Annotated in this window: 17 protein-coding genes; 6 read left to right on the top strand and 11 right to left on the bottom strand. The window is 71.8% G+C overall.

Annotation, left to right across the window (positions count from 1 at the left end):
* Positions 1-206: 206 nt before the first annotated feature.
* From E1281_RS14735 to E1281_RS14725, 3 genes are all read right to left on the bottom strand, one after another.
* Positions 207-434, bottom strand: a complete 228-nt coding sequence (locus tag E1281_RS14735; RefSeq protein WP_131878404.1) for a DUF4287 domain-containing protein — start codon at positions 432-434, stop codon at positions 207-209.
* 205 nt (positions 435-639) lie between these two features.
* Positions 640-1,860: an acetyl-CoA C-acetyltransferase gene (locus E1281_RS14730; RefSeq protein ID WP_131878401.1), complete on the bottom strand. Its 1,221-nt coding sequence runs from the start codon at positions 1,858-1,860 to the stop codon at positions 640-642.
* A 334-nt stretch (positions 1,861-2,194) separates the two neighbouring features.
* The gene (locus tag E1281_RS14725) at positions 2,195-3,193 is read right to left on the bottom strand and encodes an SGNH/GDSL hydrolase family protein (protein WP_131878399.1); all 999 of its coding nucleotides are present in this window, start codon (positions 3,191-3,193) and stop codon (positions 2,195-2,197) included.
* 200 nt (positions 3,194-3,393) lie between these two features.
* On the opposite strand from E1281_RS14725, the gene E1281_RS14720 reads away from it, so the two are divergent.
* Positions 3,394-4,785 carry a cystathionine beta-synthase gene (locus tag E1281_RS14720; protein ID WP_131878397.1) on the top strand — a complete coding sequence of 464 codons (1,392 nt, stop codon included), beginning with the start codon at positions 3,394-3,396 and terminating at the stop codon, positions 4,783-4,785.
* 160 nt (positions 4,786-4,945) lie between these two features.
* Here the strand turns inward: E1281_RS14720 and E1281_RS14715 are convergent, their stop codons facing one another.
* On the bottom strand, positions 4,946-7,102 hold the full coding sequence (locus tag E1281_RS14715; protein ID WP_131878395.1) for an MMPL family transporter: 2,157 nt from the start codon (positions 7,100-7,102) through the stop codon (positions 4,946-4,948).
* A gap of 169 nt (positions 7,103-7,271) precedes the next feature.
* Between E1281_RS14715 and E1281_RS14710 the strand changes: the two genes are divergently transcribed.
* Positions 7,272-8,429, top strand: a complete 1,158-nt coding sequence (locus E1281_RS14710) for a cystathionine gamma-synthase (protein ID WP_131878393.1) — start codon at positions 7,272-7,274, stop codon at positions 8,427-8,429.
* Between the two features lie 176 nt (positions 8,430-8,605).
* Positions 8,606-9,598, top strand: coding sequence for an alpha/beta hydrolase (locus E1281_RS14705; RefSeq protein WP_243716956.1), 993 nt, complete (start codon positions 8,606-8,608; stop codon positions 9,596-9,598).
* A gap of 46 nt (positions 9,599-9,644) precedes the next feature.
* Here the strand turns inward: E1281_RS14705 and E1281_RS14700 are convergent, their stop codons facing one another.
* From E1281_RS14700 to E1281_RS14690, 3 genes are read right to left on the bottom strand one after another with little or no spacing between them, the layout of a single operon-like run.
* Positions 9,645-10,166, bottom strand: a complete 522-nt coding sequence (locus E1281_RS14700; protein WP_131878391.1) for a hypothetical protein — start codon at positions 10,164-10,166, stop codon at positions 9,645-9,647.
* Positions 10,167-10,192: 26 nt separating this feature from the next.
* Positions 10,193-12,310, bottom strand: coding sequence for a hypothetical protein (locus E1281_RS14695; RefSeq protein WP_131878389.1), 2,118 nt, complete (start codon positions 12,308-12,310; stop codon positions 10,193-10,195).
* 40 nt (positions 12,311-12,350) lie between these two features.
* On the bottom strand, positions 12,351-13,787 hold the full coding sequence (locus tag E1281_RS14690) for a sigma 54-interacting transcriptional regulator (RefSeq protein ID WP_131878387.1): 1,437 nt from the start codon (positions 13,785-13,787) through the stop codon (positions 12,351-12,353).
* A gap of 201 nt (positions 13,788-13,988) precedes the next feature.
* Here E1281_RS14690 and E1281_RS14685 point away from each other — a divergent pair, with 201 nt between their 5' ends.
* The 3 genes from E1281_RS14685 to ilvA all read left to right on the top strand — a co-directional run bounded on the left by E1281_RS14685 (position 13,989) and on the right by ilvA (position 17,447).
* On the top strand, positions 13,989-15,143 hold the full coding sequence (locus tag E1281_RS14685; RefSeq protein WP_131878385.1) for an FIST N-terminal domain-containing protein: 1,155 nt from the start codon (positions 13,989-13,991) through the stop codon (positions 15,141-15,143).
* Between the two features lie 44 nt (positions 15,144-15,187).
* Entirely contained in the window at positions 15,188-16,126 is a 939-nt protein-coding gene (locus E1281_RS14680; protein ID WP_243716960.1) for an ROK family protein, read from the top strand.
* Between the two features lie 82 nt (positions 16,127-16,208).
* Positions 16,209-17,447 (top strand): threonine ammonia-lyase, encoded by a 1,239-nt coding sequence (ilvA, locus tag E1281_RS14675; RefSeq protein WP_131878383.1) that lies wholly within the window; start codon positions 16,209-16,211, stop codon positions 17,445-17,447.
* A gap of 66 nt (positions 17,448-17,513) precedes the next feature.
* On the opposite strand, the gene E1281_RS14670 is transcribed toward ilvA, so the two are convergent.
* From E1281_RS14670 to E1281_RS14655, 4 genes are all read right to left on the bottom strand, one after another.
* Entirely contained in the window at positions 17,514-18,935 is a 1,422-nt protein-coding gene (locus E1281_RS14670; protein WP_131878381.1) for a M1 family metallopeptidase, read from the bottom strand.
* Positions 18,936-19,105: 170 nt separating this feature from the next.
* Positions 19,106-20,695 carry a M1 family metallopeptidase gene (locus E1281_RS14665; protein ID WP_131878418.1) on the bottom strand — a complete coding sequence of 530 codons (1,590 nt, stop codon included), beginning with the start codon at positions 20,693-20,695 and terminating at the stop codon, positions 19,106-19,108.
* 61 nt (positions 20,696-20,756) lie between these two features.
* The gene (locus tag E1281_RS14660; RefSeq protein ID WP_131878379.1) at positions 20,757-21,521 is read right to left on the bottom strand and encodes an RDD family protein; all 765 of its coding nucleotides are present in this window, start codon (positions 21,519-21,521) and stop codon (positions 20,757-20,759) included.
* A gap of 102 nt (positions 21,522-21,623) precedes the next feature.
* A partial coding sequence (locus E1281_RS14655; RefSeq protein ID WP_131878377.1) for an RDD family protein occupies positions 21,624-22,390 on the bottom strand: 767 nt, incomplete at its 5' end.

Genomic DNA, 22,390 nt, shown 5'->3' with positions numbered 1-22,390 from the left:
AACGTTCATCTGGAGTGGGTCCAGCTGAGGCCCGGTCCATCTGAAGCAGGTCCGTATGGAGTTCTGCGCGCGAGCCGCACCTTCCGGTGACGCGTCCTCGGCCTCGGCGGGCCGGCCGGTCGGCGACTCGGTGCTCCCGGCGCTGCCGTGCTCGGCAGCCGCTCGGCGGTCGATCAGCGGTCGATCAGGGGTCGATCAGGGGTCGTTCAGTAGTGCCGTGCCCGGCGGGTGCGCTCGTGCTCGCGCACCAGCGCGGAGGCGTAGCCATGGGAGAGGTTGTGCTCCTCGGCCAGCCAGTGGCTGCGTTCCTCGCAGCGCGTGAACGACGGGCCGTTCTCGATGGCGGTGAACCACTCGGGGATGTCACGTCCTGTGACTTGCGGGATGCGGGCGATCAGCTTGCTGTGCGTCTCCGGCGAGTGGTTCAGTGACAATTGGCACCTCCAGGTCGCGGGGCTCTTCCTGCTGACTCTGCAACAGCGAACCGGATGTGACAACCCCCTAACGGGGACCTATCTCATACGTTACGTAGATCATTTGTAGCGGGGATGTTCCCCGGAAACGCGCAGGTGAGCCCGCACGGAGTCCGCCCCGTGATGGGAACCGGGCGATGTCCGTGCGGGCCCGCCGCCGGATCCGTCAGGAAAGGCGCTCCAGCACCATCGCCATGCCCTGGCCGCCGCCCACGCACATCGTCTCCAGCCCGAACTGCTTGTCGTGGAACTTCAGGCCGTTCAGGAGCGTGGAGGTGATCCGCGCGCCGGTCATGCCGAACGGGTGGCCGACGGCGATCGCGCCGCCGTTGACGTTCAGCTTGTCGATGTCGATGCCGAGGTCCTCGGCGGACGGCAGCACCTGGGCGGCGAACGCCTCGTTGATCTCGACGAGGTCGATGTCGTCGATGGTCATGCCGGCCTTGGCGAGGGCCTTGCGGGACGCCTCGACCGGGCCGAGGCCCATGATCTCGGGGGACAGCCCGGTGACGCCGGTCGACACGACCCGGGCCAGCGGGGTGATGCCGAGCTCGGCGGCCTTGGTGTCGCTCATGACGACGACCGCGGCCGCGCCGTCGTTCAGTGGGCAGCAGTTGCCGGCGGTGACCGTCCCGTCCGGCCGGAACACCGGCTGGAGCTGCGAGACCTTCTCGTAGGACGTGCCTGGGCGCGGGCCGTCGTCCTTGGCGACGACGGCGCCGTCCGGCAGCGTCACCGGCGTGATGTCCTTCTCCCAGAAGCCGTTGGCGAGGGCCTTCTCGGCGAGGTTCTGCGAGCGGACGCCGAACTCGTCCTGCGCCTGCCGGGTCACGCCGCGCATCCCGGCCACGTTCTCGGCGGTCTGACCCATCGCGATGTAGACGTCGGGCAGGTTGCCGTCCTCGCGCGGGTCGTGCCACACGGGCGCCCCGCCCTCGCCCGCCTTCGCGGTGCGCGCCTCGGCCTCGGCGAACTTCGGGTTCTGGGTGTCGGGCAGGCCGTCGCTGCTGCCCTTGGCGAACCGGCTGACGGTCTCGACCCCGGCCGAGACGATGACGTCGGCCTCGCCCGCGCGGATCGCGTGCAGCGCCATCCGGGTGGTCTGGAGCGAGGACGAGCAGTAGCGGGTGATGGTCGCGCCGGGCACGTTGTCCCAGCCGAGCAGGACGGACACGACCCGTCCCATGTTGTAGCCCTGCTCGCCGCCCGGCAGCCCGCAGCCGAGCAGGAGGTCGTCGATCTGGCTCGGGTCCAGCGCCGGGACCTTGGCCATCGCGGCGGTGATCATCTGAGCGGTGAGGTCGTCGGGCCGCATGTCCTTGAGCGACCCCTTGAACGCGCGGCCGATCGGCGAGCGTGCGGTGGCGACGATGACTGCCTCGGGCATGTGCGGGTCTCCTGTCTCAGCGGCCGTTCCTGTCGGCGTGCGGGCACTGTCCTCGGACGGTGTTACTCGCCGGTCACTAGCAATCTAACCGCCCGCCCCCTCGCCCGTACAATGTGCCCCCGCACCCTGCTTATTGCAGGTCCCTTGGCGGTCGGGCCCTTGGGGGCCCTTCCTTCGGCGGGAACTGCGTGCGATCGCTGCATCGCTCCGGCTCGCCTTGCGGCTCGCTGCGCGATCAGGTTTCTCGCAGGCTCGAAACCTGCCTTCGGACGCGATCGCAGTGGTTCCGGTTGTTGCGGGGTTGCTGTGGGGGCCGCGGTCGGTGTGTCGGGCTTCAGACTCTTGCTTCGCTCGGGTCCGATGGTTCGGGGCCCCGGGCTGATGTCAGCCTGCGGCGAAGGGTGGCCCAGCGGCCTCGGGGGCCGCGTTCCCGGCCCTCGACCGAAGCGGCGTGGACTTCGGTGCCGGAGGCTTCCGCGGCCTCGGCGGCGGCGAGGTAGACGGGGAGGATGTCGGCGCCGAGGCCGTCGGTGAAGTCGGGCTCCAGGTCCAGCTCGGACGCGATCGACGGCAGGACGGCGGCGCACGCGGCGGCGTACCCCCGGGCGGACGGGTGGTAGCGGTCCTCGCTGAACATCGAGCGCGGGTCGGCGGCGAACTCGCGGCCGAGCAGGTCGCCCAGCGACACCGAGCGGGCGCCGCGTTCGACGACCGCGATCGTCTGGGCGGCGGCGAGCTGGCGGCTGGCGCGGCGGGCGATGAACCTGAGCGGCTGCATCAGCGGCTTGACGGTGCCGAGGTCGGGGCAGGTGCCGACCACGACGCGGCTGCCCGCGGCGCGCAGCCGCTCGACGGCGAACGCGAGGTGGCGGACGGACTCGGCGGCCGGCACCCGACCGGTCACGTCGTTGCCGCCGATCATGATGACCGCGATGTCGGGGCGTGCCTGCAGGGCCCGGTCGACCTGCCCGGGGAGGGCCTGCGAGCGGGAGCCGGAGCGGGCGACGTTCGTCAGCCGGACGGGGCGGTCCGCGATCGCCGACAGGCCGTTGGCGAGGAGCGAGGCGGGCGTCTCGTCGGGGGTGTGCACGCCGAGGCCGGCGGCGGTGGAGTCCCCGAGCATGACCAGGGACAGCGGGGCGCCGCCGTGCGTCCCGCCGTACAGGCCGTCGGCCACCGGCGGATCCACCCCCGGCGTCGCTGTGATCACCCTGCGGGCCAGCTTGGCCTCGGCCACGATGAGGCCGAACGTGATGCCGCCGAGGGCGGTGATGCCGCCGCCCCCGTAGGCCGCGGCCGCCGCGATGCGGCGTGCGGTGAATGCTCTCAACATGTGTGGTCGACCCTCCGTGATCAAGTTCCTACCCGGGGGCCCGGGCGTTGATGCCTGCGGGCACCCGTCTCGGCTACCGTCGGCACTGGGGATCCATCCGGACCCGCGCCCCGGACGCCCGTGCGACCGGCGGGCTGAACAGGGACGCAACGCTCAGAGCCGACACTGAACGGCCAACACTGAACGACAAGGATGTCGCGGTGCACGTACACGACTCGCTCGTCGAACTGATGGGCAACACCCCGCTCGTTCGACTGCGCAAGGTGATCGGCGACAGCACCACCGGCGGCCGGCGGCCGCAGGTGATCGCCAAGGTGGAGTACTTCAATCCCGGCGGATCGGTGAAGGACCGTATCGCGGTCCGCATGATCGACGCGGCCGAGCGGTCGGGCGAACTGCGGCCGAGCGGCACGATCGTCGAGCCCACGTCCGGCAACACCGGGGTCGGGCTCGCCATTGTGGCGCAGGAGCGCGGCTACCGCTGCGTCTTCGTCTGCCCCGACAAGGTCGCCAAGGACAAGATCGACGTGCTGCGCGCGTACGGCGCGGAGGTCGTGGTCTGCCCCTCCGCGGTGTCGCCCGAGCACCCCGACTCCTACTACTCGGTCTCGGACCGGCTCGCCGCCGAGATCCCCGGCGCGTGGAAGCCGAACCAGTACACCAACCAGCAGAACCCGCGCTCGCACTACGAGACGACGGGGCCGGAGATCTGGGAGCAGACCGAGGGCCGCGTCACGCACTTCGTGGCGGGCATCGGCACCGGCGGCACCATCAGCGGGACGGGCAGGTACCTCAAGGAGGTCTCCGGCGGGGCGGTGCGGATCATCGGGGTGGACCCGGAGGGGTCGGTCTACTCCGGCGGCACCGGCCGGCCCTACCTCATCGAGGGCGTGGGCGAGGACATCTGGCCCGAGACCTACGACCGGGAGATCTGCGACGAGATCATCGCGGTCTCCGACAAGGACTCGTTCAACATGACCAGGCGGCTGGCGCGCGAGGAGGCGCTGCTGGTCGGCGGATCCTGCGGCATGGCGGTCGTCGCGGCGCTGCGCGTGGCCGAGCGGGCCGATCCGGACGCGGTGATCGTGGTCCTGCTGCCGGACGGCGGCCGCGGCTACCTCACCAAGATCTTCAACGACGACTGGATGGCCGACTACGGCTTCCTCATCCCCTCGACCGAAGAGGCCCGGGTGGGCGAGGTGCTCACTCGCAAGCGCCGGACGCTTCCGGAGTTCGTGCACGTCCACCCGCACGAGAGCGTGCAGACGGCGATCTCGATCATGCGCGAGTACGAGGTGTCGCAGCTTCCGGTGATGAAGGAGGAACCGCCGGTCATGGCGGCCGAGGTGGTCGGCTCGGTGGTGGAGAGCGACCTGCTCGACATCCTCGTCGGGGAGCGCGGCAAGCTCGCCGAGCCGGTCGAGCGGCACATGTCGGGGCCGCTGCCGACGCTCGGGTCCGGCGAGCCGGTCAGCAAGGCCGTCGGCGTCCTGGAGAAGTCCGGCGCGGCCGTCGTCCTCGTGGACGGCAAGCCCAAGGGCCTCATCACCCGCCAGGACCTCCTCGCCTTCCTGGCGGCTTCCACCACCTGACGGTCGCTCGACGCCGCGAGCCGTCCGGAGACGGCGGAAGCGCCGGAGACCGTCGTGGGTCTCCGGCGCTTCCGCCTTGTGAGGGTGCCGGGTTGCGGAGTCCGGCCGGTGGGCGGCGTTTCGGGCCGGGCTCCGCAACCCGACGTCTAGGGGCGCCGGGTCATCGGGACCCGGTGGGGATGAAGTCCTCGCGCGTGTCGGCGGGCTTGAGCGGCTCCTTCGCCTCGGCGCCGTGGCCCGGCCACCAGGCCTTGCGGCCCAGCAGCGCCGTGATCGCCGGCACCAGGAAGATCGCCATGACGAAGGCCGAGAGCGCGATCCCCAGCGCGATGGAGAAGCCCATCTGCTGCAGCATCGACACCTTGGCCAGCAGCATCACCGAGAACGTGCCGGCCAGGATCAGCCCGGCCGCGGCGACCGTCGGGCCGCCGTGCTCGACCGCCAGCGCGGCGGCCTTGCGCGGCTCGTGGCCGTCCTTGGCCTCCTCGCGCAATCGCGCGGTCATCAGGATGTTGTAGTCGGTCCCGATGGCCAGCACGAACAGGTAGAGCATGATCGGCAGATGGAACACCTCGCCGGGCTGGCCCAGCAGCCCCTGGAAGACGTACACCGCGGAGCCCAGGGTCGCGGTGAATCCCAGGAGCACCGCCGGGACCAGGTACAGCGGGGCGACCACCGACCGCAGCAGCGCCAGCAGGATCAGCGCGATCAGCACCCCGGCGACCGGCAGGATCACCGACAGGTCCCGGTTGACGACCTTGTTGATGTCGCTGTAGATCGCGGTCTCGCCGCCGACGAACAACTCGGTGCCCTGCGGAGTGATGTCGTGGACGGCCGGCCCGAGCTCCTCCTTCACCATGGTGATCGAGTCGTTGCTGACCGGGTTGCCGTCCAGGATCAGGTCGACCTGGCCCACCTTGGGGTCCGCCTTGCTGAGCTGGGCCGGTGCGACGCCGCCGACGCCGGGCAGGGACTTGGCCTGCTGGCCGAAGGCGTTCAGTTCGCCCTCGGTCAGCGGCTGCCCGTCCGTGGAGCGGATCATGACCTGCACCGGCGTGTTCTGCCCGGCCGGGAAGCCCTTCTTCATGTCCTCGGTGGCCTGCGCGGACTCGGTGTCGCTCGGGAAGCTGGACTGGAAGTCATAGTCGGACTTGAAGCCGATCGCGCCGGACGCCAGGGCGACCAGCAGGGCGCCGGCCCCGATGGCGACCAGGGCCGGGCGTGCGCCGACCATGCGGCCGAGGCGGGCCGAGGTGGTGGCCTTCGGCTGCTTCTTCCAGGACTTGGACGGCCAGAACACCGCCGTGCCGACCAGGGAGAGGATCGCGGGGAACAGCGTCAGCGACGTGATGCCCATGACCACGACGCCGATGGCCAGCGACGGGCCCCAGGCGGCGAAGATGCCGAAGGAGGCCAGCATCAGCACCAGGAACGTGACCGCGATCGCGGCGGCGGCGGAGGTGATGACCTCGCCGACCCGTTCCACCGCCTGGATGAGCGCGGTCTTGCGGTCCTCGCCGGCGCGCAGCCGCTCCCGGTAGCGGAAGAGCAGGAACAGGTAGTAGTCGGCGCCGACGCCGAACATCACGATGGTCAGGATGATCTGGAGGCTGTCGTCACCGGAGAAGTCCAGCACCTTGGACGCCGCGCCGATCAGCCCCATCGACATCTGCTCGGTCGCGATGATCACGATGATCGGCAGGACCGCCGCCAGCGGCGCCCGGAAGATCACCAGGATCAACCCGATGATCAGCGCGAAGGTGGCGACGGTGATGAGCACGAAGGACTGCGTGAAGGAGTCCTCGTTGTCGACGAACAGCGCGGCCTCGCCGCCGACCTTGGCCTCCAGCCCGCTGCCGAGCTGCTTGGGCAGTTCGGTGCGGATGTCCTTGATGGCCTGGCTCTGGTCCTGGGCCGCTTCCCCGGCCGCCATGTCCATCGGGACGTTGATCAGCTGGATGCTCTTGTTGGGGGCGACCGCCTGCGGGCCGGTCAGGAAACCGTGAGTCGTCGGGTACTTCTTCGCCGTCAGGTTCTTGGCCGCTTCGGCGATCTTGGCGCTGTCGGCCGGGGTGATCTTCCCCCCGTCGGTGCGTTGCACCACGATCAGCGATGTCAGGTCGGCGCCCTCGGGGAACGCCTTGTCGGCGATCTCGACGGCCTGGACGGACTCGTACCCGGACGGCAGGAACTCGCCCTGGTCCGACTCGGTGGTGAGCTTGGGGGAGAAGGCGATGATGATGACCGCGGCGGCGAGCCAGGCCACGATCGTCCACCACGGGTGTCTCACGACGAAGCGCGCGAGCCGAGCGAACATGAGGCTTCCTTAGTCAGGCTGATGGGAGGTCAAGGTCAACGGGGTACCTGTAGAACGGTAGAGAACCGACGGCTCGTTGGGGTCACCCGCTGCGCCGAAATAGGGGCTGATACCTCCGGGGGAGCGTCTCATCCTCTAGGAGGGCACCCGGGTGGATAGCCTCGTACCCATGGACAACGAGGTTCAGCGAGGCTTCGAGACCCTGGCCATCCACGCCGGGCAGGAGCCGGACCCGGTGACCGGCGCGGTCGTCACGCCGATCTACCAGGTCTCCACTTATAAGCAGGATGGTATCGGTGGCCTGCGCGGCGGGTACGAGTACTCCCGGTCGGCGAACCCGACCCGTACCGCTTTGGAGGTATGCCTCGCCGAGACGGAGGCGGGTGCGCGCGGGCTGTCGTTCGCGTCGGGCCTCGCCGCCGAGGACGCGCTTCTGCGCGCGGTCTGCAAACCCGGCGATCACGTCGTCATCCCCAACGACGCCTACGGCGGCACCTACCGGCTGTTCGCCAAGGTGGCCGAGCCGTGGGGCGTCACGTTCGACCCCGTCCCCCTCGGCGACATCGCCGCGGCGCGGGCGGCGGTCCGGCCCGAGACGAAGATCATCTGGGTGGAGACGCCGACGAACCCGCTGCTCGGCATCGCCGACATCGCCGCGCTCGCCGCCGTCGCGCACGACGCGGGCGCGCTGCTGGTCGTCGACAACACGTTCGCCTCGCCCTATCTCCAGCGCCCGCTGGACCTTGGCGCGGACGTGGTCGTCCACTCGACCACCAAGTACATCGGCGGCCACTCGGACGTCGTCGGCGGCGCGCTGATCGTGTCGGACGCGGCGCTCGGCGACCGGCTGGCGTTCCACCAGAACGCGATGGGCGCCGTCGCGGGCCCGTTCGACGCCTGGCTCACCCTGCGCGGGATCAAGACGCTCGGCGTGCGGATGGACCGGCACTGCGCGAACGCGGAGCGGGTCGTGGAGATGCTGGGGCGGCACCCGTCCGTCCGGCAGGTCCTCTACCCGGGGCTGCCCGGTCACCCCGGCCACGACGTCGCCGCCAAGCAGATGAAGGCGTTCGGCGGCATGGTCTCGTTCCGGATGGAGTCCGAGGAGGCCGCCGTCCGCGTGTGCGAGCGGACGAAGCTGTTCACGCTCGGGGAGTCGCTCGGCGGCGTCGAGTCGCTGATCGAGCACCCGGGCCGGATGACCCACGCCTCGGCGGCCGGGTCCCCGCTGGAGGTCCCCGGTGACCTGGTGCGGCTCTCGGTCGGGATCGAGGACGCCGATGATCTTCTTCGGGATCTTGAGCGAGCGCTGCCACACGGCACTTGATCAACCTCTATAATCGGCGCGCCAGGTTCGTAAAGAAAGGGCCCGGGGTGCGCAAAGTACTGGTCTGTGGGGCGGCGTTCGCCGCGACGTGTGTCTCCGCCGTCGCCATTCCAGGTGGAGCCCAGGCGACGACGCCTGTGCCGACGCCGCCCACGTCCGTCCCCTCCTCCCCGTCGGTGCCTCCCACGGGGGAGACCGGGACGGCCTCCCCTCCCGGCGGCCCGCGGACCGGCGCCCCGGAGTCGCAGCCGCCGTCCTCGTCCTCCACGTCGCGGCCCCGCGGCGGGGCGGCGCCGCCGGACGGCGAGACCGACGGCACCGTCTCCGCGGAGGCCGTCATGGTGACGCCGGAGCTCCCGCGGTCCCGGACGTACTCCTACGGCGAGCACCCGCGCCAGAGGATCGACGCCTACTGGCGCAAGCCCGGCCCGAGGGCCACGCCCCGCCCCGCCATCCTGATCCTGCACGGCGGCTACTGGCTGCGGGGTGACAAGAGCGGCTGGAAGTACTTCGCGCGCCGGCTGACGGAGGAGGGCTTCGTCGCCATGACGGCGAACTACCGGCTCGCCCCCAAGGCGCAGTGGCCGGCGCAGCGCGACGACGCGCAGTCCGCGCTCGCCTTCATCAAGAAGCACGCCCGGCAGTGGAACGTCGACCCCCAGCGCATCGCCGTCGTCGGCGCCTCGTCCGGCGGGCACCTCGCGACCCAGCTCGGCGCGTTCGGGAACGGCGGCTCCCAGGTGCGCGGCGTGGTGGCGCTCTCGCCGCCGAACAACCCGTACCTCGCCTACCAGGACGGCGGCAAGGCGGACGCCACGCCGAGCCAGCAGACGCTGCGGCAGGCCGTGGTGTCCCTCGTCAACTGCGTTCCCGGCACGGTGGCCGGCGCGGTGGGCGGTGAGGACTGCGGCGTGCGGCTGCGGGACGCCAACTCCGCCACGCACGCCTCCGCCGGGGACGCGCCCATGCTCCTCATGCACACCACCGGCGACTTCGTCCCGATCGCGCAGAGCACCGGGCTGGCGGGCGCGCTGCGCGGCGCGGGCGTCCCGGTGGAGGTCAAGAAGATCGAGGGCAACGGGCACGCGTCGGGGCTGCTGGCCGACGAGCACACCTACCCGGGCATCGTGACCTGGCTCAAGAACCGCCTCAAGCCCGGCCCCGCCTGATCGGTACCGGCCTGATCCGTACCGGCCTGATCCGTACCCGGGCGGCTCAGCCGTTCCAGACCATCAGCACCAGGATCACGAGCCAGATCAGCGCGACGACGCCGGACATGGCGGCCAGCCGTCCCCGCTCCACCTGGGCGATGTCGCCGTCCGATCCGGCGGGCGCTTCCTTCGCGGCCTCGGTGGCCTCGCCGCCCTTCTCGTCCGTGCCGGCGGGCTCGGCGGGGGCCGCCTCCCGCGGCTCCTCGGCCGCCGCGACCTCCAGCAGATGCGCCGCCTTGCGCTGGTCGCGCTCGACGATCAGCAGCAGCACCAGCGCGACGATGAACAGCGTCATCGACGCCGACAGCCACACCTCGGCCAGCTCGCCCTGGGCGAGCAGCAGCCCGAACAGGAAGATCCCCAGGCTGGCGACGCCGTAGATCTGGGTGACCCTGTGGAGGTAGCGCACCACGACCACGTTGCGCTTGCGGATGTAGCGCGGGGTGGACATCGTCGCGGCGGTCAGCGGCCCCAGCGTGAAGATCGCGAACCCGATGTGGAAGAACAGCAGCAGGTGGTCGGCCATGGAGCGACCCTAGCCCGCACGGGGTCTCAACGGCGGGCGCGGCGCACTCTGAGGTAGTCGCTCACGACATATTCGCCGAGGCGTTCGGCGTCGGGCGCGAAGACCCGGCCGCCGTTGCGCCGCGCGACCTCCTCGACGAACGAGACGAGCCGCCGGTCCTCGGCGAGCATGAAGAAGTTCATGCAGGCGCCCCGCCGGGTCATCTTGTCGACCTCGGCGAGCGTGAGGACGAGCGTGTCGGTCGACGGCGGGTAGTCGAACAGCGAGCGGCCGTCCGGGCGCAGGTGCGCGGTCGGCTCGCCGTCGGTGACCACGAGGACGATCGGCTCGAAGTCGGGATGCCGGTCCAGGTGCCGTCCCGCGATCATCAGGGCGTGGTGCAGGTTGGTCCCCTGCACCATGTCCCAGTCCAGGCCCGCCATCTCCGTGGGGTGCAGGACCCGCGCGTAGTTGGAGAACCCGATGATCTGGATCGCGTCCTGCGGGAACTTGCTGGTGACGAGCGTGTGCAAAGCGAGGGTCGTCTGCTTGGCGACCGCCCACGTCCCGCGCAGGACCATCGAGTACGACAGGTCGACGAGCAGGCATACGGCCGCGCCGGTGCGCCGCTCGGTCTCGTGCACCTCGAAGTCGTCCACGCCGAGTTTCACACCACCGGGCTTCACACCACCGGGCTTCACACCACCGGGCCGCACACCACCGGGACGCCGCGGCCCGTTGCCGTTGATCTCCACGACGTCGGCGGTGCTCGGCTCCACGACCTTCGCGGTGGACACCGCGGGGCCGGTCCCGGACGCGTCGACGACGAGACCGGTGTCGGCGTCCATGGCGCTGCGGCGGATGGCGTTGCTCACCGTCCGGACCACGTCGAGGGGCTGCTCGTCGCCGAACCGCCACTCCCGGCTCGCCCCGGTCAGCTCGCCCGCCTGGCCCGCGTCCCGCTGGTCGTGGTCGCCCTGCCGCCCCGACGTGAGCTGCGAGAACACGCGGCGCAGCGCGGTCTCGCCGAGCCGCCGCACGGCCTTCGGGGTCAGCTCCAGCCTGCCGCGGTTGCGCCGCAGGTAGCCCTGCCGCTCCAGCTCCGCCTCGATGCGGCGCAGCGCGCCCAGGTCGTCGACGGCCTGCCGGCCGAGCGCCCGCCGGACGGCCTCCTCGTCGATGTCGTCGAGCCGCGCGCCCGGGTACTCCTGGCCGAGCGCGGCCTCCAGCTCGCTCAGGTCGGCCAGCTCCGCCAGCGCCGTCGTGGCGTCGCCCATGCCGAGCGGGTCCTCGCCGGTCATCTGCTCGGACTGGCCCCAGCCGAGGTCGGGACGGCGCGCCCGCAGCGCGTCGCCGAGCCGGGTCATCTCCATGGCCAGGCCCGCGTCCTGCATGGCCTGCTCCATCAGCCCGGCCAGCTCCGCGCGCTGCTCGGGGCTGAGCGAGGCGAGCAGCCGGTCCATCGCGGCGGCGCGGCGGGCGAGGGAGTCGACCAGCTCTTCCAGGTTCTGCGGATCGTCGGGGAACATGTCCCCGTACTCGTCCATGAAGCGGTCGAAGTCCTCCTGGGTGTGCTCGCCGCGCGCGTCGCGCTCCAGCATCGCGTTGAGCGCGCCCATCATGTCCTTGACCCGCTCCATGGCGGCCGGGTCCTGGCTCTCCAGGGCCTGCTTCATGCCCTGGAACTGCGCGTCGAGCACTTCGCGCCGCAGCAGGTCCTTCAGCCGCTCGAACGTCTCCCGGGCGGCGTCGGAGCGCCACTGGTAGTCCGACAGCCGCCGGATCGCCTGGGACGTGTCGGACGGCAGCGTGTCCAGCTCCGCCTCCCGCAGCCGCGCCTCGTCGCCGGGGTCGGGGAACAGCTCGGCCCGCTCCTGCCCGATCGCGGTGTCCAGCAGCGCGCGGGCCTGCTCCAGCGTCCCGTCCAGCCGGCCCCGGTCGCGCAGGGCGCGGCGGCGCTCGCGCACCTGGCGGAGCATGTCGTCGAGTCCGCGCCTTCCCTCCGCGCCCGGCAGGCCGCGGCGCAGCAGGTCGCGCAGGGCGTCGTCGGGGCGGGTGCCGTCCAGCACCGAGTCGCCCATCGCGTCCAGGGCGGCGCGGACGTCGTAGGGCGGGGCGAGCGGGTCGGGCCCGTCCGCGTAGGCCCCGTAGCGGTATCGGCTCATCGAATCTCCTTGCGCGCGTGGAGAATTCAGGTCCCGGGCGTCAGGTCCGGTAGGTGGCCGTCCCGTCGGAGCGTCCCTCCGTGACGTCCTTGGACAGCCGGCGGGTGAGGAACAGCCCCTCCAGGGCGAATTCCAGCGCGGCCGCGGCCTGCCCGGGGGACTCCCCGCTCATGCCGAGCCGTTCCACGATCTTGGCGAGGCCGGGGACGTGGCCGATGCGGCGCAGCAGCTCCGTCGCCGCCACCAGCTCGCCCGACTCGACGCTCTCGCCGGAGTCGAACTTGTCCAGCAGCCCGTTCAGGTCGGCGGCGCCCAGCGTCCGCCGGTAGGTCTCGGCGACGGCCCGGCGCAGCAGGTGCTCCAGCACCTCCTGCTCGCGGCCCTCCTCGCTGACCTCGAACTCCACCTTCCCCATCAGCGACGGGACGACCGCGGGCAGGTCGCAGACCCGCGCGACCGCGTGCTCCTCGCCGGTCAGCGCGGCGCGCCGCACCGCGCCCGCCGCGACGGTCTCGGCGCCCGCGAGCGCGAACCGCGCCGACACGCCGGACCGGGCGTCCACCGCCGCCGACTCGCGGACGAGCCGGGTGAACCGGCCGATGATCTCGATCAGGTGGCCGGGCACCTCGGCGGGCAGCCCCGCCAGGTCGGCGAAGTCGGACTCCTGGCGGATCAGCGCCAGCTCGGCGTCCAGTTCGAGGGGGTAGTGAGTGCGGATCTCGGCGCCGAAGCGGTCCTTCAGCGGGGTGATGATGCGGCCGCGGTTGGTGTAGTCCTCGGGGTTGGCGGACGCGATGAGCAGCACGTCCAGCGGCAGCCGCAGCGCGTAGCCGCGGACCTGCACGTCGCGCTCCTCCAGGACGTTCAGCAGCGCCACCTGGATCCGCTCGGCCAGGTCGGGCAGCTCGTTGATGGAGAAGATGCCGCGGTTGGTGCGGGGGACGAGCCCGAAGTGGACGGTCTCCGGGTCGCCGAGCGTCCGGCCCTCCGCCACCTTGATCGGGTCGACGTCGCCGATGAGGTCGCCGACGCTGGTGTCGGGCGTGGCGAGCTTCTCCCCGTACCGGTCGTCGCGGTGCCGCCACTCGACCGGCAGGTCGTCGCCCTTCTCGGCGGCCAGCCGCCGGCAGCGCACGCACACCGGCTCGTACGGGTGGTCGTTGATCTCGCAGCCGGCCACGACCGGGGTCCACGCGTCCAGCAGCCCGGCCAGGGTGCGGATCAGCCGTGTCTTGCCCTGCCCGCGCTCGCCCAGCAGCACCAGGTCGTGCCCGGCGAGCAGGGCCCGTTCGAGATGCGGCAGCACGGTGTCGTCGAACCCGAGGATCCCGGGAAAGCGGGGCTCCCCGGATCGCAGCCGGACGAGCAGGTTGTGGCGGATCTCGGCCTTCACCGACCGCTGGACGTGGCCGCTGGTGCGCAGCTCGCCCAGTGTGGTCTCGCTGGGTGGGGATTCACGCGGTGTGGAAGAACGCACGCGATCGACATTACGTCGCCGGTACGCGGAATCGCACCCCGCCGGAGGATTCGACCACCGGAGCGTTCGCCCGGGCCTGTCCGGGGTTGTGCGGATCGGGTGATGTTTGGGTGGAGGCCGCGTGGCGGGGGAGACTGTGCTGTGTGAAGCAGCCGTGCTGTGTGGAGCAGCCGTCGAAACGGAGTGAGGGAGGCGGTGCCGATGGCGCGATTCGGTGATGGCCTGGCCCTCGGACCCGACCTGGGCAAGGCGGCCGCGTCGGCGGTCGAGCAGGCTCTCGCGCCGCTCAGCGCGGCGCCCGACCTGGTCTGCGTCTTCATGACGGGGGAAGATCCGGAGGCGTTCGAGGAGGCGGCGGTGGCCGCGGCCCGTGCGGCGGGACCCGCGATCCTGCTGGGCTGCAGCGCGTCCGGGGTGATCGGCGCGGGCCGCGGCGTGGAGGAGGCGGGCGCGGTCAGCGCGTGGGCGGCGGTGCTGCCCGGCGCGCGGCTCGACCCGTTCCGGCTGGAGACGCTGAAGGCGGACGAGCGCATGGTGGTCGTCGGCATGCCCGAAGGCCAGGTGGACGACGTGGTCGGCGTGCTTCTGACCGACCCCTACAGCTTCCCGGTGGACGCGTTCGTCGAGCGCTCCGACGACGCGCTGCCCGGCCTGCCCCTCGTCGGCGGGCTCGCCGAGGGCCGGGAGCGCGGCGACGCGCGGCTGTTCGTCGGCGGGGAGGTCTACCGGGACGGCGCGGTCGGCGTCGTCATCGGCGGGTCCGTCGCCGCCGCGACCGTGGTCAGCCAGGGCGCCCGGCCGATCGGACCCGACATGGTGGTGACCAGGGCGGAGGAGAACGTCCTGTACGAGCTGGCGGGCGTCCCCGCGCTGGAGAAGCTGGAGCAGATCGTCCTCGGGCTGCCGGAGGAGGAGCAGGAGCTCGCCGGGAGCGGGCTGCTGATCGGCGTCGCCATGGACGAGTACGCCGACGAGCACGAGCACGGCGACTTCCTGGTCCGCGGGGTGGTGGGCGCCGACACCGACAGCGGCGCCATCGCGATCGGCGACGTGGTGGACGTGGGACGCACCGTCCGCTTCCAGGTCCGCGACGCGGGCGCCGCGGACGAGGACCTCGCCGCCCTGCTCGACCGGTTCGACATGGCTCCGGTCGAGGGCGCGCTGCTGTTCTCCTGCAACGGGCGCGGCCAGGCGATGTTCCCCGACTCCGACCACGACGCCCGCATCCTCGACCGCGCGTTCGGCCCCGCAGGGGTGGGCGGCTTCTTCGGCGCGGGCGAGATCGGCCCGGTCGCCGGACGCAACCACGTGCACGGCTTCACCGCGTCCATCCTCGCCTTCGGCCGGGCCGGGTGAGCGGGGCGGACGCGGCGCCCGTGCCGGCGCCCGTGTTGGCGCCCGTGTTGGCGATCGACATCGGCGGGACGAAGCTGGCCGCGGCGATCGTCGAACCCGGCGGGCGCGTCGCCGCCTACGACCGCGTCGCCACCCCGAGCGGCCCCGGGCTGGACGCCGAGGGCCTGTGGCGGACGCTGGAGTCCCTGCTGGCGAAGCTCGTCGCGGACGCGGGCGACCCGCCGCTCGCGGGCGTCGGCGCCGGCTGCGGAGGGCCGATGACCTGGCCCGCCGCCGAGGTGTCCCCGCTCAACATCCCCGCGTGGCGGCACGGTTTCCCGCTGCGGGCCAGGCTCCGCGACCGCTACCCGGGGCTTCCGGTCCGCATCCACAACGACGCGATCTGCGTCGCGGTCGGCGAGCACTGGCGCGGTGCGGGACGCGGCCGCGACAACGTCCTCGGCATGGTGGTGTCCACCGGCGTCGGCGGCGGGCTCGTCCTGGGCGGCCGGCTCATCAACGGCGGAACCGGCAACGCCGGGCACATCGGGCATGTCATCGTCGACCCCGGCGGCCCGGCGTGCGGCTGCGGCGGCCGGGGCTGCCTGGAGGCCATCGCGCGCGGCCCCGGGCTGGTCGCCTGGGCCCAGGAGCAGGGGTGGCGGCAGGGGACCCCGGACGTCACCGGCGTCGAACTGGCCGCCGACGCCCGACGGGCGCATCCGGTCGCGGTCTCCGCGATGCGGCGGGCCGGCCGCGCCATCGGCATCGCGATCGCGTCCGCGACGCACCTGTGCGATCTGGAGGTCGCGGCGATCGGCGGCGGCGTGTCCCAGGCGGGGGCGTTGCTGTTCGACCCGCTGGAGGAGGCGTTCCGCGAGCACGCCCGGATGGAGTTCGCGCGGCGCGTCCGGATCGTCCCCGCGGCCCTGGGCCAGACCGCCGGGCTCGTCGGCGCCGCCGCGCTGGTCTTCGCGCAAGATCGCTATTGGAGTGCGGGCTGAGCGCGGCGGATGCGAGGATCACCATGAGCGAAGCGAACCGGGACCGGGGGTGTGGGGGGTCGCCCCCCACGAGAGGTGGGCCATGAGCGACCGCGGAAGCACCGCCGTCAGCGTCGACGATGTCCGCGCCGCCCGCGAACTGCTCGGCGAAGTGGTCGTCCCCACCCCGACGATCCCCTCCCGGGTCCTGTCGGAGCAGATCGGCGGGCCCGTCCTGCTGAAGTGCGAGAACCTGCAGCGCACCGGCTCGTTCAAGATCCGCGGCGCGTACGCGCGGATCGCCGGGCTGAGCGAGGCGCGGCGCGCCGGCGGCGTCGTCGCGGCCAGCGCGGGCAACCACGCCCAGGGCGTCGCGCTCGCCGCGTCCATCCTCGGATGCAAGGCCACGGTGTTCATGCCGGTCGGCGCACCGCTCCCCAAGATCGCCGCGACGCGCGGCTACGGCGCCGAGGTCGTGTTCCCGGGGCCGACCGTCGACGACTGCCTCACCGCCGCGCAGGAGTACGCCGACGAGACCGGCGCGGTGTTCATCCATCCGTTCGACCACCCCGACGTCGTCACCGGCCAGGCCACGATCGGGCTGGAGGTCATGGAGCAGGTCCCGGACGTCCGCACGATCGTGTCGCCGGTCGGCGGCGGCGGCCTGCTGGCCGGGGTCGCCGCGGCGGCCAAGGGCGTCGCGGAGGAGACCGGCGGCCGCGAGATCAAGACGCTCGGCGCGCAGGCCAAGCGCATGGCGGCGTTCCCGCCCTCGCTCGCCGCCGGGAAGCCCGTGCAGATCGAGGCCGAGCCGACGATGGCGGACGGGATCGCGGTCGGCCGCCCCGGCGACCTGACCTACGACATGTTCACCGCACTGGTGGACGCGGTCGTCACCGTGACCGAGGAGTCCATCTCCCAGGCGCTCCTGCTGTGCCTCGAACGCGCGAAGCAGGTCGTCGAGCCCGCCGGCGCGGCCGGGGTCGCGGCGCTGCTGGAGCACGCGTACGCGGTCGAGCCGCCCGTCGTGGTGCTGCTGTCGGGCGGCAACATCGACCCGCTGCTGCTGTCGAAGGTGCTCCGGCACGGCCTCGCGGGCGCGGGCCGCTACCTGGTCGTCCGGTGCCGTCTGAAGGACCGGCCGGGCGCGCTCGTCACACTCCTGGGCGAACTCGCCGAGCTGGGCGTGAACGTCCTGGACGTGATGCACGAGCGCGTGGCCGCCCGCCTCCACGTGGAAGAGGCCGAGGTCCTCATGCACCTGGAGACCCGCGGCACGGCCCACTCGGAAGACGTCATAGCCCGCCTGAGAGAGAAGGGCTACACCCTGACGCTGAGCTGATCCCGTTCACTCGCGGCGTGCCGCCTTAAGAGGCGCCCCATAAGGGCAGCACGCCGCGAGCCGACGTCAGAGGGCGGGCTTGCCTTCGCTGTAGATCCACGCCTTCGCCCAGGCGTCCAGGTTCTTGCGGGAGAGGCGCTCGGCGAAGCGGACGAAGTCCTCCGTCGAGGCGTTGCCGTAGCGGTACGCGGCCGGCCACGCCTTGATGAGCCGGTGGAACGCCTTCTCGCCGATCTCCTTGCGCAGGATGTGGACGGCCATCGCGCCGCGGTCGTAGACGAGACCGTCGAAGATGTGGTCGCGTCCCGGATCGGAGACGACGCCCTGCCACAGGCCGTCGTCCGCCGGGGTCGCGTAGACGGCGTCGAAGCTCTCCTGTACGGGCGTGCCCTCGAACTCCTCGGCGTACAGCCACTCGGAGTACGTCGCGAAGCCCTCGTTCATCCAGATGTCGGCCCACCGCTCCGGCGTCACCGAGTCCCCGAACCACATGTGGCCCAGCTCGTGCGCGATCAGCGCGCCGCTCGGGATGGCGCCCGGCCGGCGGCCGAGGTCGTACACCGGGCGGCCCTGGGTCTCCAGCGCGTACCCGAAGCCGCCCTTGACGACGATCCCGCCCGTCGAGGTGAACGGGTAGCGGCCGTACATCGACGCCTGGAAATCCTGGATCTCGGCGGTCTGCCGGTGGAACTTCTCCGCGTCGTCCGGCTTGACGGCCTGAGCCCGGTCGGTGGCGGTCAGGTTCGGCACGCCGCCGCCCGTCCGCCCGGAGAGGAGGTCGTACCTGCCGATCGCGAGCATCGACAGCTCGCTGGCCATCGGATGCCGCATGACCCAGCGCGTCGTCGTCCAGCCGTGCCTGGTCCACCTGCCGCGCAGGTCGCCGTTGGACAGCGTGGTGAGGTCCTTCGGTGCCGACAGCGTGAACGTGTACGTCGCCTTGTCGGTCGGGTGGTCGTTCACCGGGAAGACCGTGGCCGCGCCGAACGGCTGGTTGACCATCACCGCGCCGTCGTCCGTCGGGACCCAGCCGGACGTGCCCAGCGTCGCGTCGTTGATGGGCTCCGGGACGCCCGAGTAGGCGACCGCCACCGTGAAGTGCCGGTGCTTGCGCAGCCCCCTGGGCGGGGTGATCTCCAGCTCCTGTGCGCCGGTGCGCTTGTAGGACGCCTCGCGCCCGTCCACCTTCACCGACGAGATGTCGAGCGGGCCGAGAAAGTCCAGGTTGAACCGGGACAGGTTCTGCGTCGCCCGCGCCTTGATCTTCGTGACGGCCTGGATCCCCTTCGTCCCCGGGTCGTACTTCAGACCGATGTCGTAGTGGGCGACGTCGTAGCCGCCGTTGCCCATGTCGGGGAAGTAGGGGTCGCCCGCGCCCGGCGCCCCGGGCGTGAACCGCGCCGCGGCGCCCGCGGGCGCCGCGGACACCGCGAGTGTCGCGGCGACGCCCAGCGCCACGGCGGCGAGGGCTCTGGGGGTTCTGCTCATCGGCCTCGTCCTCGTGCTCCTCGGTGACGGCCGCTCCGTCGCCGACCGCGATCAAGACTTGCTCGTGACCTGGCCCGGATCAAGCGCGATCTGGTCTCGAATCCGTGAGCATGAGGCGGATTTTGTGGCCGGATACCGCCGGGTTACTCCGGCCGGGCGACTTCGGCCGGTTATTTCGAGGGACGGCCCTCCTGGTACAGCCAGTCGTCGAAGAAGTCGTCGAGCTTCTTTCCCGAGACCTTGTTCGCCAACGCGATGAACTGCGGCGTGGTCGCGTTGGAGTGCCTCTTCTCCTTCGCCCACGTCCTGAGGATCTCGTAGAAGGTGTCTTCGCCGACCCTGTCGCGCAGCGCGACCAGCGTCATGCCGCCGCGGTCGTAGACCGAGCGGCCGAACATCTCCTTGCGGCCCGGGTCGCCGGGCGGGCTGTCCCACAGCTCCTGCCCGGCCGGGCCCTCGTAGCGCTGGTCGAACTGCTCCTTGACGCTCGGGCCGCCGATCTTCTCCTCCCACAGCCACTCGGCGTAGGTCGCGAAGCCCTCGTTCAGCCAGATGTCCTTCCAGCCGGTGACGCTGACGCTGTTGCCGAACCACTGGTGCGCGATCTCGTGCGCCACGATCCCCGGCTGGGCGCCGAACGACCCGTACACCGACCGGGTCTGCGTCTCCAGCGCGAAACCGACGTTCGCGTTGTCGACCAGCCCGCCCGTGGAGGTGAACGGGTAGGGGCCGAACAGCTTGGTGAACTCGTCGGTGACCTCGGCGTTCAGGCTGTGGAAGTCGTCCACGTCGGTGGTGGAGACGCTCGGGTCCACGGCGGTGATGTTCTGGATGCCGCCCGGCGTGGGTCCCGTCCGCACATCGAACCGGCCGACGGTGACGGTCGCCAGGTACGTGGCCATCGGCTGCCTGACGTGCCATTTGGACGTCGTCTGGGCGCCGTGCCGGATCGGTTCGATCCCCGGCCCGCTCGGGCTCCCGTTCGGAGGCTCGCTCGGAGGCCCGCTCGGGGCCGCGCTGGGCGGCGAGCCCGGCGGGCTGGGCGCCCCGCCGCCGGACCCGGTGGGCGGCGTCTCCGGCTCGCCGTTGGCGATCGCCGTCAGCCCCGCCGGCACCGTGATCTCGAAGTCGAACGTCGCCTTGTCGCTCGGGTGGTCGTTGCTCGGGAACCAGGTGTGCGCGCCGCTCGGCTGGCAGGCCACGAACACGCCGTCGGGGGTGCGGATCCAGCCGTACGTGCCGAGCACCGGGTCCGACACCGGCTCCGGCGTCCCCGAGTACTCGATCACCGTGGTGAACTTCGCGCCCTTGGCCAGGGCCTTGGCCGGGGTGATCTCCAACTCCTCGCCGCCGCGCTGCTGGCGCGCCGGGGCGTTGTTCACCTTGATCGACGACACCTCGAGGCCGGTCAGATCGAGGTTGAAGCGGGCCAGCCGCTCGGTCGCGGTCGCGGTGATCGTCGCCGTGCCGCGCAACTCCTCGCCGCCGTTCGGGTTGATGTTCAGCTTCAACCCGTAGTGCTGGACGTCGTAGCCGCCGTTGCCGTCGCCGGGGACGTACTTGTCGCCCGCGGAGGTCGGGCCCGCCGGGCCGGACGCGGCCGAGCCGTCAGGGCCGGAAGGTTCCGGGTCGCCGCCGAGGGGGGAGACCTGGCAGGCCGCGGTCAGCGACCCCGCGACGGCGAGAGCGGCCAGTCCCGCGGCGCCACGGAACGCGGTCCGCGAGCCGTGGCGGCGAGGGCTGGGGGGTTTTCCGGCCATATCCACGCGGCCAAGCCTGCCCGGCAGGGACCGCGCAGGGCAACTCGTCCCGGCCCGCCGCTCAGCGGGAGGCGTACGGGTCGGGAACGTCCGGGCCGGCCTTGACCACCACCGTCCGGGCCACCTTGCAGTGCAAAGCCTGCTTGCGCGGATCCCACAGGATCCACAGGACGTTGATGAAGCCGATGCAGCCGCAGATGCCGCCGAGCACGCTGTAGAAGGCGGAGCGGCCCACGGCCTGGCCGGTGGTGATCGCTTGCCCGTCGTCCTGCCGCACCACCCGGATGCTTAGCAGCTTCTTCCCGAGCGTCTGCCCCCACTTGGCGTGCATCAGCCAGTAGTAGAGGAAGCCGAGCACCACACCGATCGCGTTGCTCGAAAGCTGGTCGCTCGTGTAGTACATCGTTTCGCCCGTATCCGGGTCGAACACGCGGCCCCAGTCGACGAACGGCAGCGACACCAGCGTCGTGACGGCGCCGATGAGGATGATGTCCACGATCGCCGCGGCCAGCCGCGCCCAGCGGCTCGCCAGCTGCTGCGACGGACCGGCGTAGGAGTGCATGGCGCCGCCGTACCCCGCCGGCCCGCCGTACCCGGGCTCGCCGCCGTACCCGGACTGGCCCGGGTACTTCGGCAGCTCCCCGGATCCCGGCTGCTGCTGTCCTCCGTAGGGGTCTTGCCCTCCGTACGGCTGCTGCTGGCCGTACGGCTGCTGCTCGCCGTAGGGGCGGTCGCCGTACGGTCCCGGTTGTCCGGGCTGCTGCCTTCCGTGCGGCCGGCCTTCCGGTTCTCCCCCGGACGCGGGGTCGTTCGGCGGTTGCGTCATGCCCGAGAGGGTGGCCGCGCCGCCGTCGTCCAAACTCGTCGCGTCCGGGGGCCTCGCATTGTTTACCCCCCGATGATCAAAGGTTGCCGAGATCGCCACCGCTCAGGAGCGGGAGTACGGGTCCGGGATCCACGGCACCGCCTTCACGACCAGCGTCCCGGCCACCTTGTCGTGGAGCGCCTGGCGCCGCTCGTCCCACAGGATCCAGGCGTTGTCCAGCAGCCCGACCATGCCGAGGACCGCCCCGCCGGGCACGAGGAAGTTGAGCATGGCCGTCGAGACCGTGATGGCGTAGACGAACGCCTGCCTGCCGAGCACCTGCCCCCAGCTCACCGCGGACTGGTCGGCGGCGCTGACCAGCCGGATGCCCACGACCTTCTTCCCGAGCGTCTGGCCCCACTTGGCGTGCATGATCGTGAAGTACGCGAAGCCGAGCAGGAACACGACCGCGTACCCGGCCATCAGCCGCGGGATGTCGTAGAGCGCCCACGGGTCGGTGATCGGCTCACCGGACTCGACGGACTCCTGCATCTTGTCCCAGCGGATGGAGAACAGGACCGCGGGCACGGCCGCGACGCTGAGCACGAGGCTGTCCAGGATTCCGGCGCCGAGCCGCGCTCCGCGCCCGGCGAGCATGTCCTGCGGACCGCCGTGCCCCGGATACGGGGCGCCGGGAGGGCCGTAGCCGGGGTGGCCGTAGCCGGGCTGTGGCGGCACGGGGTGCCCGGCCTGCCCGTATCCGGCCGCGGGCGGTGGCGGGGCCTGGCCGGGCTGCGCGCCGTAGGTGCCCTGGTACGGCGGCGGACGTTCGGGCGTGGCGTCCGGCGCGTCGGGCGCCTCCGGGGCGACGGCGTCGGGGGCGTCCGGGG

The sequence above is a fragment of the Actinomadura sp. KC345 genome (assembly GCF_004348515.1).
GTDB lineage: Bacteria > Actinomycetota > Actinomycetes > Streptosporangiales > Streptosporangiaceae > Spirillospora.
Note: the sequence above shows the minus strand (reverse complement) of the source record. Positions and strands in the feature narration are given on the sequence as shown.

Coding starts and splice junctions, on each gene's coding strand:
- E1281_RS14685 (WP_131878385.1), top strand. CDS start 13,989: ATGGCGCGATTCGGTGATGGCCTGGCCCTCGGACCCGACCTGGGCAAG.
- E1281_RS14665 (WP_131878418.1), bottom strand. CDS start 20,695: ATGGCCGGAAAACCCCCCAGCCCTCGCCGCCACGGCTCGCGGACCGCG.
- E1281_RS14695 (WP_131878389.1), bottom strand. CDS start 12,310: ATGAGCCGATACCGCTACGGGGCCTACGCGGACGGGCCCGACCCGCTC.
- E1281_RS14700 (WP_131878391.1), bottom strand. CDS start 10,166: ATGGCCGACCACCTGCTGCTGTTCTTCCACATCGGGTTCGCGATCTTC.
- E1281_RS14715 (WP_131878395.1), bottom strand. CDS start 7,102: ATGTTCGCTCGGCTCGCGCGCTTCGTCGTGAGACACCCGTGGTGGACG.
- E1281_RS14725 (WP_131878399.1), bottom strand. CDS start 3,193: ATGTTGAGAGCATTCACCGCACGCCGCATCGCGGCGGCCGCGGCCTAC.
- E1281_RS14660 (WP_131878379.1), bottom strand. CDS start 21,521: ATGACGCAACCGCCGAACGACCCCGCGTCCGGGGGAGAACCGGAAGGC.
- ilvA (WP_131878383.1), top strand. CDS start 16,209: ATGAGCGACCGCGGAAGCACCGCCGTCAGCGTCGACGATGTCCGCGCC.
- E1281_RS14670 (WP_131878381.1), bottom strand. CDS start 18,935: ATGAGCAGAACCCCCAGAGCCCTCGCCGCCGTGGCGCTGGGCGTCGCC.
- E1281_RS14710 (WP_131878393.1), top strand. CDS start 7,272: ATGGACAACGAGGTTCAGCGAGGCTTCGAGACCCTGGCCATCCACGCC.
- E1281_RS14730 (WP_131878401.1), bottom strand. CDS start 1,860: ATGCCCGAGGCAGTCATCGTCGCCACCGCACGCTCGCCGATCGGCCGC.